The sequence below is a fragment of the Microvirga sp. TS319 genome, from assembly GCF_041276405.1.
Taxonomy (GTDB): domain Bacteria; phylum Pseudomonadota; class Alphaproteobacteria; order Rhizobiales; family Beijerinckiaceae; genus Microvirga.
This window is the reverse complement of sequence record NZ_JBGGGT010000002.1, coordinates 3,933,207-3,948,008: the sequence shown is the minus strand read 5'-3', so window position 1 is coordinate 3,948,008 and position 14,802 is coordinate 3,933,207. Positions and strand designations below refer to the sequence as shown.

The window sequence follows — 14,802 nt, the reverse complement described above, 5'->3', positions numbered from 1 at the left end:
CAGAAAGGGCTCCGCGGTCAGGACCACGGAGCCCCCGACAGGTTGAATGACCGGCCTCAGCAGCCCGTGAGCTTCACGCGTTCCACTTCGAGACCGAAGAGCGGACGCACGCGGGTGCCGATCACGTTGCCGGCGAAGGCCGCTACGAGCCAGACCCAGCCATGCAGGCTGCCCGAGGCGATACCGGAGAAATAGGCCCCGATATTGCAGCCATAGGCGAGGCGCGCGCCGTAGCCGAGGAGCAGGCCGCCGGCGACGGCGGCAACGGCGGAGCGCAGCGGGATTTTCCAAACCGGTGCGAAGCGGCCGGCGAGCGCTGCCGCGAGCAGGGCACCGAGGATGATGCCGAAATCCATCACCGTGGTGATGTCGTTGAAGATGCTGCCGTTGAGCTCGGCCAGGCGGGCGGGAGACGACCAGTAAGGCCAGCTTGCCACATCGAAGCCGATGGCGGCCGCGATCTTCGAACCCCACAGGGCAAAGGCGGAGGTGACGCCCCAGGGGCGTCCTGCGAGGGAGAGCGTGACGAAGTTCAGCAGCGCGAGAGCCACCGCACCGGCCACGATCGGCCAGGGGCCGCGCAGAAAGCGAGAGAGCCCCTGGCGCGGCGAGGGCGCGGCGTCGATCAGTCTGCCATGCCGGCGTTTCTCGAACACGACCGTGACGGCAGCGATCAGCGCAAAGACGGCGAGCTGCACGACCAGAGCGGTCCAGGGGCCCCACAGCTCGATGATCGAGATCTTCGGCAGGCTCGGCAGCGCCGTCCACCAATGCAGGTGCGCCGAGCCGATGGCAGAGCCCGCGATGAAGGCCGCAAGCGTGATCAGCATGCGCGTGGAGCCACCGCCCACCGTGTAGAGCGTGCCGGAGGCGCAGCCCCCGCCGAGCTGCATGCCGATGCCGAAGATGAAAGCCCCGAACACCACGCCGATGCCCGCCGGTGAGACATTGCCCGCGACGGGTTGGCCGAAGAGGGTTCCGGATGCGAGGACGGGGAAGAACAGGATGGAGGCGATCGCCAGCATCACCATCTGTGCGCGAAGGCCTTCGCCGCGCCGGTCCGCAATGAAGACACGCCAAGCGGAGGTAAAGCCGAAGGCGGCGTGGTAGAGCACGAGGCCGAGCGCCGCGCCGAGCACGTAAAGGGCTGCCTGCTTCGGGTTGACGATGGCTCCGAGAAGCGCCGCCCCACCGAGGATGCCGGCTGCGGCGGCGAGCGAGGCGGGAGCATTGACGGTCAAGCTCACACTTTTTCCTGAGGAAAGAGGCGGAGCCATGGCAGAGCTGGACATGGAGCATTCCTTGCTATGTCGATGGGTCAGGGGGTCTCGCGACCTGCAAACTGAACATGTGGTTCTTTTTAAAGAACGTCAATATGTGTATAAAGCAAGCTATTATCATAATCTGATGTGAAATAGGTTCGGATTGCGCCTTTCGACCGCAGCCCGAGGATGGTCCCAAACCACAAGGAATGATCGCAGCCATGTCCATCAAGCCCGACGTCCCCGCCGCTATCGGCCATACGCCGCTCATCAAGCTCCGCCGTGCCTCCGACCTCACCGGATGCACCATTCTCGGCAAGGCCGAGTTCATGAATCCGGGACAGTCGGTGAAGGACCGGGCGGCCCTCTTCATCATTCAGGATGCGGTCAAGCGCGGGCTGCTGAAACCCGGCGGCGTGATCGTGGAGGGGACTGCCGGCAATACCGGCATCGGGCTTGCCTTGGTTGCCAATGCCATGGGCTTCAGAACCGTGATCGTGATTCCGGAGACCCAGAGCCAGGAAAAGAAAGACATGCTGAGGCTCGCGGGCGCCGAACTCATCGAAGTGCCCGCAGTCCCTTATGCCAATCCCAACAATTATGTGAAGGTGTCAGGCCGCTTGGCGGAGCGCCTCGCCGCCTCGGAGCCCAACGGGGCAATCTGGGCAAACCAGTTCGACAATGTGGCGAACCGCCAGGCGCATATCGATACGACCGGGCCGGAGATCTGGGAGCAGACCGACGGCAAGGTCGACGGGTTCGCCAGCGCGGTCGGCACCGGTGGAACGCTTGCGGGCGTCGGCGTCGCATTGAAGGCGCGGAACCCCAAGATCACGATCGCGCTGGCCGATCCGATGGGCTCGGCCATCGCGAGCTGGGTCAACACGGGCGAACTCAAGGCCACCGGCACGTCGATCACCGAAGGCATCGGCCAGGGCCGGGTGACGAAGAACCTGGAGGGCGCACCCATCGACGTGGCGTTCCAGGTTCCCGACGAGGAGGCGCTGCCGATCATCTTCGACCTGCTGGAGCACGAGGGCCTGTGCCTCGGCGGATCGACCGGCATCAATGTTGCGGGAGCCATCCGTCTCGCGCGCCATCTCGGCCCCGGACATACGATCGTGACCGTGCTGTGCGATTACGGCACACGCTATCAATCGAAGCTCTTCAACCCTGCCTTCCTGCGCGAAAAGAACTTGCCCGTGCCCGCATGGCTCGAGCGCAAGAGCACGATCGATCCCGGGCTCGTGTAGCGGTCTCTGCAAAAAAAGCCGCGCCGGCTTTCGGGTTCGGCGCGGCGTTGGATCGTTAGAGTGCCTTATGCAGCGGACGGCGTGCTGGTCTCCACCGGATCGCCGTCTTCCGCCCGGTGCGGATGCGTGCGGGAGAGATTGACCGGCGGGCGTGTCGCTTGAATTGGCCCGTTCTTGGAAGGCACCGCGACGTTCTGAAGATCGGCTTGGATGCTCTCGAGGAGATCGATCATCCACAGCTCGCTCGCGTCGATTTTGTCCCGCAGCGCGGATTTCGCGATATCGACCTTTGCCGAGATCTCCATCGGGTTACGGGATTGCAAAGTGCTGAAATCCTGCTCGACGGTGGCGAGCTCGACGAGCAGCTCGTCGCGGAGCGCCCTCTGCTCCTCGGCGGTGATCAGGGGCGAGTTCAGCATTCCGCGCAGGGCGGCCCAGCGCAGGCCGAGAGCACTCACCGATTGTGTGCTGGTGAGGTCTGCAAGTTTCTGTGTTTCAGCCACGAGATCATCCTCTGAAAATATAGATTCGAACCGTGACAGAAAGCGGGATTGTTGTGGCGTGAATCGGGCAGGCTCGCAGAAATGAGAATCGTGCGTGAAGTTTTTGCGCGGTCAGCGAATGAAGAAATAAAGTGTCAGTGCGGCTCCCACACCGATCACCAGCCAGCGGATCACGCTCGCCGGCAGGCGACGCCCGAACACGACGCCGAGATATCCGCCGATCACGGATGCAGCGCCGACGATGAAGGTTTCGGGCCAGCTCACGAGACCCGCGGCAATGAACAGCACGACGGCGACGAGCTGGATCAGGGTGGAGCAGAGATGCTTTGCCGAGTTGATGAGGTGAAAGTCGTCGCCTTCGGTGATCGCAAGCGCCGCCAGCATCACGATGCCCATGCCGGCACCGAAGAATCCACCATAGATGGCAACGAGCGTCTGGAAGGCGAGACCCGCCACCCAGGCACGGGAAGAGGGATGTTTGCCTTCGCTCTTTCCGATGCGGCGGGCAAGCGCCACGATACGCGGGCTCGCGGCGAAGAGCACGGTCGCGAACAGCAGAAGCCACGGCACGAGCAGGCGGAAGGCCTCATTGTTCGTGACGGTGAGGATGTAGGCTCCCCCCAGACCGCCGATCAGGCTCACTGCGCCCAGAGCTGCGAAGCGCCGGATGTTCGCGGCCAATTCGCGCCGGTAGGCCCAGGCACTCGACAGATTGGCAGGCGTGACCGCCACTGCGCTCGTGGCATTGGCCACGACCGGAGGGAGACCGGCCGCGACCAGGGCCGAGAATGTGAAGAAGGTGCCGCCGCCCGCGATGGCGTTGACGAGACCTGCTGCAAGACCCGAAGCCGCAAGAAGAGCCGCAGTGGTAAGTTCCATGGTCCGATCTATCCGGAGAGGGAAAAGGCGGGGGCAATGGGACGGGCCCATAGCATGTTGATGCCTCCTGAGCCCATAGGGCGAAGGTCTAGCGTATCTTTTCACGCGAAACCGGTTCCCACTTTTCACGTCCGATGCTCAAGGAGGCCGGAAACGGCGAGAAAGCGCGATTTGAGACTGTAAAACCTGCGGTTTCCTGTGGATCGCAGCTTGAGCGTCCATTGCTCTTCGGCCCGTGAGCGCGGATTTTAGAACACATGTCGAACGTCATTCCCCTCGCCCCGCGCCTGAAGCAGGCCAGAACCGTCCATTCGGAGGCGGAGGAGCGTGCGGCGTTGGCCGCGGATCTCATCGACTTGATCGAGCGCGTGCGTGAAATGACCGAGCATGTGGCGGCCCTTCCCGGTCCTTCCCTGCGCATTCAGCAAACCGCACAGCAGCTCCTGGATGCGGGTACCGCTCTGGAGCGAGCCGTTGAAGCCCTGACCGAGAACGGAGAGTGGGTGCCGTTCTAAAGGCGTCCCCGGCGCCGGTTCCGACGCTTCCTTTGTGACGTTACATTGAAACACTCGGCCACCCGGAAAGCCTGAGACCCTCCGGGCCATGCACTCGCAGGTTCATGTCGGAATTCTGTGGGACAGAGGCTGGATATGGCCTTCGGGATTAGTCCTGACCGACTTGTCGGCAGGCCGTACTTTAAGGGTCATTTTTCCAGGCGGGGAAAAATCCGGGAACCGCTGCGCCGTCCAGCCTTTTGGCTGTAAGCCACCTTAATCGTTTTGCCAGGATGCTAAGTATTATGAAAGGAATTTTTCTGACAGTGAAAATTTAAGCGAGCAATACTTAATGTCGTTTTCGATAAATATTCGATAGATCGTGCATTGATAGGGTTCAATATTAGTAAGAATATGAACGATAACCATGTTTGGAATGGGTATGTCTATATATTCCTTTAAGTGGACTGAAATTCTTAACGGAAAGACACTCCACAGCCCTTGGGAAAAGGGCGCTTTTCCGAGCGGCTACTGAAAAATTGTTAGCAAGCTGGGAAACTCTTAACGGTCCATTAACCATAAGCGTTCGAAATCGGGGGGTATTAAAGGAATTTGAACTCCCGTGACCATCGCCGTTCGCCCCCGTCCCGCTCTTCGTTTTCGTGGCAGGTCCTTCATGGCCCTGGTTCTCGCGCCTGAAGTGCCGCTGAGGGATTGGCTCGAGGACCTCGACGCCGTATCGGAACGTTCGCCCGGTTTCTTCTCCGGACGTCCGATCATTGCCGATGTGTCGAGCCTGAAGCCTTCCAAGTCCGAGCTGAAGTTTCTCCTGGCTGCGTTCAAGATGCGCAATATCCGCATCATCGGCCTTGAAGGCGCCGCGCCCGAGAATGTCGAGCCCGACATGCCGCAGCAGATCACGGGCGGCAAGCCCGCGGGTGATATCGATATCCCGGACGCAGCAGATGCTGCCGCCGCCGCAGTGGACGCTGTCGCTCCGCTCGATTATCAGCCGTCTGCCGAAAAGTCGCTGATGATCGAAGGCTCCGTGCGCTCGGGCCAGTCGATCCTTCATCCGGAGGGCGACGTGACGGTTCTCGGCTCCGTTGCTTCGGGCGCGGAGATCGTGGCGGGCGGTTCCATCCATATCTACGGCGCATTGCGCGGTCGCGCCATCGCCGGCTGCACGGGCAATGCCCGCGCCCGCATCTTCTGCAGAAAGTTCGAGGCCGAGCTGATTGCCATCGACGGCCTCTACAAGACTGCCGACGATCTCGGCTCAAAATTCCACGGTCAACCCATCCAGGTTCACCTGGATGGCGATTCGATCATCCTGCAAACCCTGGATTGATAGAGAGAAAGAGAGACGACAATGGCCAAAGTCTTGGTCGTAACATCCGGCAAAGGTGGCGTTGGCAAGACAACGTCCTCGGCAGCTCTGGGCGCGGCACTGGCGCATGGCGGCGACAAGGTCGTTGTCATCGACTTTGATGTCGGCCTGCGCAATCTCGATCTCGTCATGGGCGCTGAGCGCCGCGTGGTGTTCGATCTCATCAACGTCGTTCAGGGGGATGCGAAGCTCTCCCAGGCGCTCATCCGCGACAAGCGCCTGGAGAACCTGTCGCTGCTCCCCGCGTCGCAGACCCGCGACAAGGACGCTCTGACGGAAGAGGGCGTGGCCCGCGTTCTCAGCGACCTGCGCGAAAAGTTCGACTGGATCATCTGCGATAGCCCGGCCGGAATCGAGCGCGGCGCGACCATGGCCATGCGCCATGCGGATGTGGCCGTCGTGGTGACCAATCCGGAAGTATCCTCGGTGCGCGATTCCGACCGCATCATCGGGCTCCTCGATTCGAAGACCGAGAAGGCGGAGAACGGCGACCGGATCGAGAAGCATCTGCTGCTCACCCGCTACGATCCTGCCCGCGCGGAGCGTGGCGAGATGCTCAAGGTCGACGACGTTCTGGAAATCCTTTCCATCCCGCTCATCGGCATCATCCCCGAGAGCGAAGAGGTTCTGCGTGCATCGAACGTGGGATCGCCAGTGACTCTCAACAATCCTGCCAGCGCACCGGGCCGTGCCTATTTCGACGCCGCGCGCCGGCTGAAGGGCGAGACCGTCGAGCTCACGATCCCGAGCGAAAAGAAGGGTCTGCTCGGCAAATTGTTCGGACGGAGGGCCGCATGAGCCTCATGAGTTTCTTCAACCGCCGCACGTCGGCGCCTGTAGCGCGCGAGCGCCTACAGATCCTGCTGGCGCACGAACGCGGCATCGTGGGTGGCAAGCCCGATCTCGTCGCGCAGCTGCGTGAGGAAATCCTCGCTGTCGTGCGCCGTCACGTGATGGTCGAACACCAGAACGTGCAGGTGAAGATGAACCGCGATGCGGACATCTCCACTCTTGAGATCGAGGTCGAGATCCCCGCGCCGGTCGGCGCGCGCTGATCGGATGCCTTGGAACATGGTGGCGGCCCTCTGCCGTGCAGAGGGCCGTTTTGCTTATGGCTGCTTGTTCCAGACGCCGATCCCCGCTTCCCGCGCCTTGTCCGCGGCGGCCTTGAGTTCCGGCGTGGCTTCGGCGGTGGGCTGACCGCCGCCGTTGAACAGAATGACGCGTGACAGGTCTTGCTCGCCGACTCGGCAGCGATAGGTGTCGGCGCCGCCGGTGGGCTCGCAGGTGACTTCGCGTCCCCGAAGGTAATTCGTCAGGTCTTCGGGCTTGCCGGCGCCGGGTGCCCATTCCACGCCGAACAGGCGAACGACTTCGCCTTCAAGGGACAGGGTGGCCGTATCGATCACATCCGGCACGCCGTGCAGGGTCCGTCCCCCGGACAACCGGCCTGCGGGAGGTTGCGCGGTCGCGACCTGGGAGGCTAGAGCGCCTGTTTCCGAGGGCCCGTCGATCCCGGCTTGCGTGACGGCTCCGGGCCGAAGGAGCAGGAAGGCGCTGCCGAAGCCGAGCAGCAGCAGGACCGCCGCCGCGACACCCAGAGCAACGCCGGGACGACGAGAGACGGGCTTGTCCTGAAGATTGTCGAAGAACGCCTGAGCGCGGTTCTTGGAATCTTCGATGGAACCGGCCACTCCCCGCCGAACACGCGCTATTGTTCGGGTGCCATTCAACGTGTCGGACATTCTCGTGGACAATGCGTGGAAACGAACTTTCCTCTTGCGCCAATGGGCGAGCGCATGGGTTCCGAGCGATGGCATCGGCGCGCTTTCAGTCTCCGGCTCGTTGGAGTCGAGCTTTAGCCAATCCCGCTTCCCGTCCTTCTCGTCGGACGACGGTACGAGATGCATCGGAGACGCCGCCGCCTCGCCAACGGTTGGCTTCGGCGCGGCCGGCGTTTTGAAGAGCACCGGATGAATCGAGCGCAATTCAGCCATCAGGTCCTGCAACGTGAACGGAACCTGCTGGCCGTTCCTTTCGATCATGCGCGGCTGTCCCGCGGCATCGATCACGGTGAGCTTGAGGTCCCCGTCGACGCGTGAGGGGCGCAACGACGATTCGATGATGAGTTCCAGAGCCCGACGCGCATCGTCGGTGGGGTTGAGCTTTTCAATTTCCGCATGGATGAGTGCGCGCATTTGCTCCCTCATCTGCACGGCATTGCCGATCGGCGTGTCGCCCAGGTCTCTGGAAGTCTCGTGATGAGACGCGCCATCACTCATTCGAGTTTCCCTCCAAAGCAAGCGTGCGCTTGCGGGTCTGCTTGAGCAGCGTGCTGTGTTCGGCGACGATCATCGGCTTTTCACCGATGAATTCCACAATGAGCTGAAGTGCGCCCGATCCTTCCGAGGTGCGACGGCGCATCGGGTTGGTGGCGGAATAATCAAACACGGCATGCACCGTGCAGACCGTGCCAGCCGGGTTGCATTCGGCCCCGATGGCCTCCTGACGAGGGCGGTAATCGCGCTCGGGCCAGCGCCGGGCGAAGCGCTGCTTTTCCTTGAAAAGCCGCTCCAGGCTCATGGTGCGCCCATGAAAGAGGACCCGCGGCGCGTAAAGCTCGGCCGTAGCGCCGAGGGCCACATCATTGCGGGCCGACCATGAGGCCAGATAATCGATCGCGAAGTTCTTTGCTGCATCCGCTCTCGAAAGGCGCCGCTCGGCTTGCGGCTGCGGCTGCGATTGTGGTTTGGCCGTTTTTGTCTGCGGCTCGGCCTTTGTTTGCGATGGGAGCTGAGGGAGAGCCTGGGGCGGCTGTGCAGCCTGATGCGTCTCAGGGCCCGGCGAGACGGGTGGCAGTCTGGGGGGCTGCGAAGGTTGGTCAGGGGGCCTTTGGGCAGATGGCTTGGGCTCAGGTGCGGCGCCATTGGCCGCCGGCGGGTCGACCCATGGCCTTGCCTCTCGGCCGAGAGCCATTGAGCCGCCCGCACAGAGCAGGGCGACGATGGAAAGTGTCGTTGTCAGAAACCGCCCCGTTTGCATGAAATCGTCCGAACAGCTTTCTCTGCTTGAAAAAAGATGACCGGGTAAAAGCGGGCTGGAGGCTTCCAAGTTCCATCGATCGCCAGGGGGAGAAGGGTCGATCAGAGCACCGCGACAGTGACGGAAGCCACACCCGTCAGGCCGATGGCCTGGGCCGACGCGCGGGAAAGATCGATGACGCGACCATGGGCATAGGGTCCCCGGTCGTTGATGCGCACTACCACGGATTTTCCGGTGCGCTTGTTGACGACCCGCACGCGGGTGCCGAAGGGAAGGGTGCGATGAGCCGCAGTTAAGTCATTGGTATTGAAGGCTTCGCCGCTCGCGGTCCGGCGCCCGTGGAAGCCGGGACCATACCAGGAGGCGCGGCCGCTCTGAACGACCTTTCCGGATGATTTCGCCGGTTGTGCCTGGGCCGCTGCAATAGGCGTGACAGCAAGCGCCGAAAGAAGAATTGCGGCCAGTCTGTATGTTACCTTGCGTTGTTCCATGATGCATCCCCTTGTTTTTGTTGATGGGCGCAAAATGAAGGCTAATGGGGCAACAATGAGACCTTCATTGTTGGTGATGGGGAAATTTAGTCCACGGTATTCCTGAATGATCGTTCAGAAAAACGTTAATGTGTGCCGCATGTGGGCCGGAAATAGCCAGGCTGGGTCAAGACAACGCTGGAACGATTTGTCCGCCCGATCACTGAATGGCGGATCCATTCATCGGGAGCATAGTGCCGGTGTGGTCTTTGCACTTCTCATTCCGGCAGGATGAACCTCTAGTGGGCTGCATGATCGCCTCCAGGCTCGCACGCGTGCGCTGCGAGCCTCTTTCTTGAGCCCCCCATGCCCGTTGTTTCCAAGTCCGCCGTGAGCGAGACTTCGTCCAGGATCACCGACCAGTCCCTTCATGTGCAGGCTCAATCTCCGGTCCGGGGCATTCTGCTTCTCGTGGCATCGACCGTCTTCTTCGGTCTCTGCGATGTCATTACCAAGTCCCTGGCCGCCACATTGCCCGCAGTCGAGATCGCCTGGATTCGCTACACCACTTTCTCCTGCATCGTCGTTCCAATGATCCTGCTCACGGGAGGCAGGGCATTGTTTCGCTCGAAGCGTCCTGGCCTCCAGGTGCTGAGGAGCCTGGGCGTGATCGGATCGACTTTGTTCTTCGCGCAGGGATTGCGCTTTCTGCCGGTCGCTGAATCGACCGCGATCTATTTCATCTCGCCGATCCTGATCATGGCGATGTCGATCCTGTTCCTGGGCGAGACAGTGGGCTGGCGGCGCTGGCTCGCAGCCCTTGTCGGTCTCAGCGGCGTTCTGGTCGTCATCCGCCCTGGCACCGATGCTTTCCAGGCCACAGCACTTCTGCCGTTGCTCGGCGCGACAAGCTGGGCTGCCGGCGCCGTGGTGACACGCAAGATGAGCGGCAGCGATCAACCGCTGACCACCCTTGGCTACACGGCCGTTCTGGGCTGCCTTGGCCTGATCCTCCTGCTTCCCTTCCACTGGGTCGCGCCGACGGGTAGGGAAATCGGGCTGGGAATTCTCATGGGGTTGTTCTTCTCGATCGGCCAGTGGCTCGTCGTGTTTGCTTACCGTTACGGCAATGCATCCGTGATCGCGCCATTTTCGTACGTTCAGCTGATCTGGGCAGGGGTGCTCGGCTATCTGGCTTTCAGCGCCTTTCCGGATCGCTGGACCATTGGGGGTGCCTGCATCATCGCGGCGAGCGGCCTCTATACGGCCTATCGGGAGCGCGTCCGCATGCTGCAGGCGCGCGGAGGAGCCTGATCGCTCAGGCTCCCGAATGCACGACCCGCAGACGCGGGCGGGCGGCACGGCCGTAAAAGGTGAGTTCGACCCACTCCTCGAAGGTCCCGCCTTCGATCAAGCGGTAACCGAACTGCTCGGCCACGGCACGGACCTGACCCAGATTGGACTTCGAGATGCGGCGGCTGAATTCGGAGACTTCCTGGCTCATGAGGGCAGCCAGCATGCCGACCTCGACGCCTTGATCGAAATCGGCGCTGCGTGCTGGAAAACGGAGGCGCAGCCCTTCGGCAAGGTGGATGTGATGCATGTTATTCTGTTTGTTTCACGACACTTCGGAAGGGTTATCGCGCACAACATCCTACTTCTTGTTTAAAGCCATGCGAATTCCGATGCCTCGTGCGGGAGGCCGCCTGGATCCGAATGGCCCTTACGGCATTTATTCTCTCGCAGGCGTTGCAGTTGACTGTGTGAAATGGCGAGGGACGTGAGATGAAGCTTCAACCCTTAGGGATCGCGCTCATGGCGAGCCTTCTGGCCCAGCAGGCCCAGGCAGCCGACATGGCGCAGGTTACGGTGACCAGAACCGCTCGCGTGACCCACATCGCGCCGGCGATTCCGGAGCGCGCCATCGCCCGCCTGCCCGATCAGGGGCTCGGCTATTCCGTGTTGCACGAGGCTGTCGGCGTCCCGCAGCGGGGCTATCGCGTGCATGTGACCTGCACCATCACCGAGACCTTCGCGCAGACCTACTGCCCGACCCCTGCCTACATTTCCTACTGCCCGAGCGCTCGCATCGTCTGCCGCTAGCGGATCGTGCGAAAAGGGGAATCCGGTTTTTCGCCGCAAGCGATGCGCTGTCCGATGCTCTGGCGCGGGTCGAATGACGGCTCACGCGTGACGTGTGGGGGCATGGTTTCGCACTGTTCGGGACAGGCTTTTCCATGGGCCGTCAGGCATTAACCGTGGCGAGGACCGGCCCGAAACAGATTACTTTTGCCGTAAGCCTTGTAATCGCCTGATTGTGGTACTAGATAATCGCCATCGACATTTGGCCGGACAATCGGGCCGTAACGCCTTGGCATGCCGGGCGCACGTTCAGACACTCTCCCAAACATCGACGAACCGAACGAGCGGTCGTGCTTTTGCGCGCCTGACGTTCACGTGCACTGACGCATACAACCCAAGGAATACACCCATGATTACGGGCACCGTTAAGTTCTACAACGATCAAAAGGGCTTCGGCTTCATTCAGCCGGACAACGGCGACAAGGACGTGTTCGTCCACGCGACCGCTCTCGAGCGGGCCGGCATCCGCGGTCTGCGCGAAGGCCAGAAGGTCTCGTTCGACACCGCTGAGGACCGTCGCTCCGGCAAGATCGCCGTGAACAACATTCAGACGGCCTAAATCTGCGCCTCTTCATCGGGCGGCGTGCGCGTCACGCCGCCTGTCAAAGCCGCCCTTCGGGAGCGGCTTTTTTGTTTCGATAGAAGGAATGTCTCCATGGCGAAGGAAGAACTGATCACATTCGAGGGTGAGGTGGTCGAAATCCTGCCGGATTCCCGCTACCGCGTGAAGCTGGAGAACGGTCATGAGATCGTCGCTTATACGGCCGGCAAGATGAAGAAGAATCGCATCAAGACCTTGGCGGGCGACCGTGTCACCGTCGAGATGTCGCCCTACGATCTTGATAAGGGCCGGCTCATCTTCCGTCACAAGGACAGCGGAGCAGGCGGTCCCCGCCCGGCGGCGCGTCGTCCGCAGTTTCGCCGCCGGTAAACCGCACCGGATTGAGGATCTTGGTCCGAGGATCTTGGCCCAGAGAAGGGGAATGATGTCTGAAAAGACTTGGACGTTCGAGGCTGGCGACAGGGTGCCGGAATGGCTCATGCGCCAGACCAACTGCGTGCTGCGATTCGGGCGGGACGCTGTCGTTGTGGAAAGCAACAGCGAGTTCCAGATCTACCCGGCCAGCGCCATGGAGGATGACGACACGATGGTGCTGGCCGAAATCATCGATCAGCAGATCGATGCGGAAGTCGAGCATACTCTGCCGATCAGGGCCCATACGGTGCCCCGGTCCATGTCTCTCAACTGATCGCGATAGAGGAGGCTTTCGTGAGCCACAAATACGCCTTGGGGCAGCTGGTCCACTCTGCCGGGATGCGTTTCGCGGATCGGACGGACGGCATTTACGAGGTCATTCGTCTCATGCCGGAAAGCAGCACCGGCGAGCTGGGCTATCGGATCCGGCACACCATGAGCGGCACCCAACGGGCTGTCGGCGAGTCCGAGATCCGGCCCATTGCCGCGCAGCCCGGCGGCCCCACGGCCGATTGAACCCGATGCTCTCATCCTGGGAAGAGCGCATCGTTCGAGCGAAAAACCGGTTCCCACTTTTGCGTCCGATGCTCTAAGGCCGAGGCTTTGGGCGTTCGAGGGTTACCTTTCGGGCTCAGGCGTAATAAGAACACGGCTCGTTCAGCTTGGACCGAGCAGCTTTGCAAGACATGATATCGACTGGCGTCTATGGAACGCCTCCGGCGGAACTGATCGAAGCGCCACCAGACGGCATTCAGTTCTCCCCTCTTATTCCCGGCTCCCGAAAGCTGGAGGACCAGACCGAGGGGTCCTTGAGGGAGATGGTGCTGCTCGCCCCTCCCGGCACCGTTGAGCGTCGCTACGCCGTCGCACTGGCGCTGCAGGCGCTCGCTCCCGGAGGCATTTTCACGGCCCTCGCGCCCAAGGACAAGGGCGGCTCGCGGCTCGCCAAGGAGCTGAAGAGCTTCGGCTGCGAGATCAGGGAAACCTCCCGCCGTCACTACCGCATCTGCTCCGCGACAAGGCCCGTCCATCCCGCCGGCATCCGCGAAGCCGTTGCCGAGGGCGCGCCGCGCTTCCACGAGGAACTGAGGGCGTGGACGCAGCCAGGCGTGTTCAGCTGGAATCGTTTGGACCCCGGGAGCGCCCTTCTCCAGGGAAGTCTGCCGACCCTGAGTGGCAGGGGGGCCGATTTCGGGTGCGGCGTCGGAATCCTGTCCCGGACGGTTCTCCTCTCGCCTAGAGTGACCCATCTGGTGATGCTGGATCTCGATCGCCGGGCGACCGAGATGGCCGCCCGCAATATCGAGGACAGCCGCGCCGAGATCCGCTGGGCTGATGTGCGCGCGGAGGGGCGTCTTGGCGGCCTCGATTTCGTCGTGATGAATCCGCCTTTTCACGATGGCGGTGCCGAGGACCAGAGCCTCGGTCAGGCTTTCATTCGCAAGGCGGCCGAGGCGCTTCGCCCCGGCGGTGTGCTCTGGCTGGTCGCCAATCGTCACCTGCCTTATGAGGGGGTGCTGAAATCACTGTTCAAGCGCGTGGCGCCTCACCTCGAGGCGGACGGCTACAAGATCTACGAGGCCCAGAGATGAGCAAGACACCCACGCTCCGTCTCGACCGGCTGCTCGCCAATTTGGGCTACGGCTCGCGCCGCGAAGTGCAGCAGCTCGTCCACTCCGGTCTCGTCACGCTCGATGGGCGCGTCGTGGACGATGCCGACGAGCGTGTTGCCGTCACGCAGGATCTCTCCGGGCGCATGGTCGTTCGCGGCAAGCCCCTCGATCCGCCGCCGGGTCTGGCCCTGATGCTGCACAAGCCGCTCGGGGTCACCTGCTCCCATAAAGAGGCCGGGCCACTGGTCTATGGACTCCTGCCGGAGCGCTGGCGCCGCCGCGATCCGGCGATCTCCACCATCGGTCGCCTCGACAAGGACACCTCCGGGCTCCTGCTCATGACCGATGACGGAAGCCTGCTGCACCGGATCATCTCCCCTCGTATGCATGTTCCGAAGCGTTACTACGTGACGCTTGCCCGCCCCCTGGAGGGCAACGAGGCCGAGATCTTCGCCTCCGGCGCCCTCATGCTGGAGGGCGAGGACAAGCCGCTCCAGCCGGCGACCCTGGAGGCGCTGTCTGAACAAAGCGCCCATCTCACGGTTACCGAAGGACGCTATCATCAGGTCCGCCGGATGTTCGCGGCACTGGGCAATCACGTGACGGCCCTGCATCGCGACAGGATTGGGGATCTGGATCTGCCCGCCGATCTGGAGCCCGGGCAATACAGGCTCCTGACCGAGGCCGATCTGCGGCTGCTCCTGCCGCCTGCCAAAGGCGCTTGAACGACGTTCGCTCTCCAGGTTGCCCAGGGGCAACCGATCGGTTAGGTCTAGAG

20 protein-coding genes are annotated in these 14,802 nt (G+C 62.2%); 13 read left to right on the top strand and 7 right to left on the bottom strand.

Annotated features, from left to right (window positions below; translation table 11 throughout):
• Positions 1-56: 56 nt before the first annotated feature.
• On the bottom strand, positions 57-1,292 hold the full coding sequence (locus AB8841_RS28000; protein WP_370439004.1) for a YeeE/YedE family protein: 1,236 nt from the start codon (positions 1,290-1,292) through the stop codon (positions 57-59).
• Between the two features lie 191 nt (positions 1,293-1,483).
• Here AB8841_RS28000 and AB8841_RS27995 point away from each other — a divergent pair, with 191 nt between their 5' ends.
• Positions 1,484-2,515 (top strand): cysteine synthase A, encoded by a 1,032-nt coding sequence (locus tag AB8841_RS27995; protein WP_370439003.1) that lies wholly within the window; start codon positions 1,484-1,486, stop codon positions 2,513-2,515.
• Positions 2,516-2,580: 65 nt separating this feature from the next.
• On the opposite strand, the gene AB8841_RS27990 is transcribed toward AB8841_RS27995, so the two are convergent.
• Together AB8841_RS27990 and AB8841_RS27985 are read right to left on the bottom strand one after the other, a co-directional pair.
• Positions 2,581-3,018, bottom strand: coding sequence for a hypothetical protein (locus tag AB8841_RS27990; protein ID WP_370439002.1), 438 nt, complete (start codon positions 3,016-3,018; stop codon positions 2,581-2,583).
• Positions 3,019-3,129: 111 nt separating this feature from the next.
• Positions 3,130-3,897, bottom strand: coding sequence for a sulfite exporter TauE/SafE family protein (locus tag AB8841_RS27985; RefSeq protein WP_370439001.1), 768 nt, complete (start codon positions 3,895-3,897; stop codon positions 3,130-3,132).
• Between the two features lie 257 nt (positions 3,898-4,154).
• On the opposite strand from AB8841_RS27985, the gene AB8841_RS27980 reads away from it, so the two are divergent.
• The 4 genes from AB8841_RS27980 (at position 4,155) to minE (ending at position 6,836) form a co-directional block, all read left to right on the top strand.
• Positions 4,155-4,412, top strand: coding sequence for a hypothetical protein (locus AB8841_RS27980; RefSeq protein ID WP_370439000.1), 258 nt, complete (start codon positions 4,155-4,157; stop codon positions 4,410-4,412).
• 601 nt (positions 4,413-5,013) lie between these two features.
• Entirely contained in the window at positions 5,014-5,742 is a 729-nt protein-coding gene (minC, locus tag AB8841_RS27975; RefSeq protein ID WP_370438999.1) for a septum site-determining protein MinC, read from the top strand.
• A 21-nt stretch (positions 5,743-5,763) separates the two neighbouring features.
• Positions 5,764-6,579 (top strand): septum site-determining protein MinD, encoded by an 816-nt coding sequence (minD, locus tag AB8841_RS27970; RefSeq protein ID WP_370438998.1) that lies wholly within the window; start codon positions 5,764-5,766, stop codon positions 6,577-6,579.
• Complete coding sequence (minE, locus tag AB8841_RS27965) at positions 6,576-6,836, top strand: cell division topological specificity factor MinE (protein ID WP_370438997.1); 261 nt, start codon at positions 6,576-6,578, stop codon at positions 6,834-6,836. The genes minD and minE overlap by 4 nt, the downstream gene beginning before the upstream one ends.
• Positions 6,837-6,890: 54 nt before the next feature.
• On the opposite strand, the gene AB8841_RS27960 is transcribed toward minE, so the two are convergent.
• Genes AB8841_RS27960 through AB8841_RS27950 form a run of 3 tightly spaced genes read right to left on the bottom strand, consistent with a single transcriptional unit; the run spans position 6,891 to position 9,314 of the window.
• Complete coding sequence (locus AB8841_RS27960; protein WP_370438996.1) at positions 6,891-8,063, bottom strand: thermonuclease family protein; 1,173 nt, start codon at positions 8,061-8,063, stop codon at positions 6,891-6,893.
• Positions 8,056-8,892, bottom strand: coding sequence for a hypothetical protein (locus AB8841_RS27955; protein ID WP_370438995.1), 837 nt, complete (start codon positions 8,890-8,892; stop codon positions 8,056-8,058). Before AB8841_RS27955 ends, AB8841_RS27960 begins: the two co-directional genes overlap by 8 nt.
• 32 nt (positions 8,893-8,924) lie before the next feature.
• A complete protein-coding gene (locus AB8841_RS27950; RefSeq protein ID WP_370438994.1) occupies positions 8,925-9,314 on the bottom strand; it encodes a septal ring lytic transglycosylase RlpA family protein in 390 nt (129 codons plus the stop codon).
• Between the two features lie 345 nt (positions 9,315-9,659).
• On the opposite strand from AB8841_RS27950, the gene AB8841_RS27945 reads away from it, so the two are divergent.
• On the top strand, positions 9,660-10,607 hold the full coding sequence (locus tag AB8841_RS27945; RefSeq protein ID WP_370438993.1) for a DMT family transporter: 948 nt from the start codon (positions 9,660-9,662) through the stop codon (positions 10,605-10,607).
• 4 nt (positions 10,608-10,611) lie between these two features.
• Here AB8841_RS27945 and AB8841_RS27940 read toward each other — a convergent pair whose 3' ends face one another.
• Positions 10,612-10,896, bottom strand: a complete 285-nt coding sequence (locus AB8841_RS27940; RefSeq protein ID WP_370438992.1) for a hypothetical protein — start codon at positions 10,894-10,896, stop codon at positions 10,612-10,614.
• 182 nt (positions 10,897-11,078) lie between these two features.
• Here AB8841_RS27940 and AB8841_RS27935 point away from each other — a divergent pair, with 182 nt between their 5' ends.
• The 7 genes from AB8841_RS27935 to AB8841_RS27905 all read left to right on the top strand — a co-directional run bounded on the left by AB8841_RS27935 (position 11,079) and on the right by AB8841_RS27905 (position 14,749).
• On the top strand, positions 11,079-11,396 hold the full coding sequence (locus AB8841_RS27935; protein WP_370438991.1) for a hypothetical protein: 318 nt from the start codon (positions 11,079-11,081) through the stop codon (positions 11,394-11,396).
• A 388-nt stretch (positions 11,397-11,784) separates the two neighbouring features.
• Positions 11,785-11,994 (top strand): cold-shock protein, encoded by a 210-nt coding sequence (locus tag AB8841_RS27930; RefSeq protein ID WP_370438990.1) that lies wholly within the window; start codon positions 11,785-11,787, stop codon positions 11,992-11,994.
• A 96-nt stretch (positions 11,995-12,090) separates the two neighbouring features.
• Positions 12,091-12,366 (top strand): translation initiation factor IF-1, encoded by a 276-nt coding sequence (infA, locus tag AB8841_RS27925; protein WP_370438989.1) that lies wholly within the window; start codon positions 12,091-12,093, stop codon positions 12,364-12,366.
• A 52-nt stretch (positions 12,367-12,418) separates the two neighbouring features.
• Positions 12,419-12,685: a hypothetical protein gene (locus AB8841_RS27920; protein ID WP_370438988.1), complete on the top strand. Its 267-nt coding sequence runs from the start codon at positions 12,419-12,421 to the stop codon at positions 12,683-12,685.
• Between the two features lie 20 nt (positions 12,686-12,705).
• The gene (locus tag AB8841_RS27915) at positions 12,706-12,927 is read left to right on the top strand and encodes a hypothetical protein (protein ID WP_370438987.1); all 222 of its coding nucleotides are present in this window, start codon (positions 12,706-12,708) and stop codon (positions 12,925-12,927) included.
• 170 nt (positions 12,928-13,097) lie between these two features.
• Positions 13,098-14,003 (top strand): class I SAM-dependent methyltransferase, encoded by a 906-nt coding sequence (locus AB8841_RS27910; RefSeq protein ID WP_370438986.1) that lies wholly within the window; start codon positions 13,098-13,100, stop codon positions 14,001-14,003.
• Positions 14,000-14,749, top strand: a complete 750-nt coding sequence (locus tag AB8841_RS27905; protein WP_370438985.1) for a pseudouridine synthase — start codon at positions 14,000-14,002, stop codon at positions 14,747-14,749. Before AB8841_RS27910 ends, AB8841_RS27905 begins: the two co-directional genes overlap by 4 nt.
• Positions 14,750-14,802: the final 53 nt, after the last annotated feature.

What these genes read in the sequence shown, in the direction of transcription:
- AB8841_RS28000 (WP_370439004.1), bottom strand. Translation starts at nt 1,292, where the DNA reads ATGTCCAGCTCTGCCATGGCTCCGCCTCTTTCCTCAGGAAAAAGTGTG.
- AB8841_RS27995 (WP_370439003.1), top strand. Translation starts at nt 1,484, where the DNA reads ATGTCCATCAAGCCCGACGTCCCCGCCGCTATCGGCCATACGCCGCTC.
- AB8841_RS27985 (WP_370439001.1), bottom strand. Translation starts at nt 3,897, where the DNA reads ATGGAACTTACCACTGCGGCTCTTCTTGCGGCTTCGGGTCTTGCAGCA.
- AB8841_RS27980 (WP_370439000.1), top strand. Translation starts at nt 4,155, where the DNA reads ATGTCGAACGTCATTCCCCTCGCCCCGCGCCTGAAGCAGGCCAGAACC.
- minD (WP_370438998.1), top strand. Translation starts at nt 5,764, where the DNA reads ATGGCCAAAGTCTTGGTCGTAACATCCGGCAAAGGTGGCGTTGGCAAG.
- minE (WP_370438997.1), top strand. Translation starts at nt 6,576, where the DNA reads ATGAGCCTCATGAGTTTCTTCAACCGCCGCACGTCGGCGCCTGTAGCG.
- AB8841_RS27960 (WP_370438996.1), bottom strand. Translation starts at nt 8,063, where the DNA reads ATGAGTGATGGCGCGTCTCATCACGAGACTTCCAGAGACCTGGGCGAC.
- AB8841_RS27950 (WP_370438994.1), bottom strand. Translation starts at nt 9,314, where the DNA reads ATGGAACAACGCAAGGTAACATACAGACTGGCCGCAATTCTTCTTTCG.
- AB8841_RS27945 (WP_370438993.1), top strand. Translation starts at nt 9,660, where the DNA reads ATGCCCGTTGTTTCCAAGTCCGCCGTGAGCGAGACTTCGTCCAGGATC.
- AB8841_RS27940 (WP_370438992.1), bottom strand. Translation starts at nt 10,896, where the DNA reads ATGCATCACATCCACCTTGCCGAAGGGCTGCGCCTCCGTTTTCCAGCA.
- AB8841_RS27935 (WP_370438991.1), top strand. Translation starts at nt 11,079, where the DNA reads ATGAAGCTTCAACCCTTAGGGATCGCGCTCATGGCGAGCCTTCTGGCC.
- AB8841_RS27930 (WP_370438990.1), top strand. Translation starts at nt 11,785, where the DNA reads ATGATTACGGGCACCGTTAAGTTCTACAACGATCAAAAGGGCTTCGGC.
- infA (WP_370438989.1), top strand. Translation starts at nt 12,091, where the DNA reads ATGGCGAAGGAAGAACTGATCACATTCGAGGGTGAGGTGGTCGAAATC.
- AB8841_RS27920 (WP_370438988.1), top strand. Translation starts at nt 12,419, where the DNA reads ATGATGTCTGAAAAGACTTGGACGTTCGAGGCTGGCGACAGGGTGCCG.
- AB8841_RS27910 (WP_370438986.1), top strand. Translation starts at nt 13,098, where the DNA reads ATGATATCGACTGGCGTCTATGGAACGCCTCCGGCGGAACTGATCGAA.
- AB8841_RS27905 (WP_370438985.1), top strand. Translation starts at nt 14,000, where the DNA reads ATGAGCAAGACACCCACGCTCCGTCTCGACCGGCTGCTCGCCAATTTG.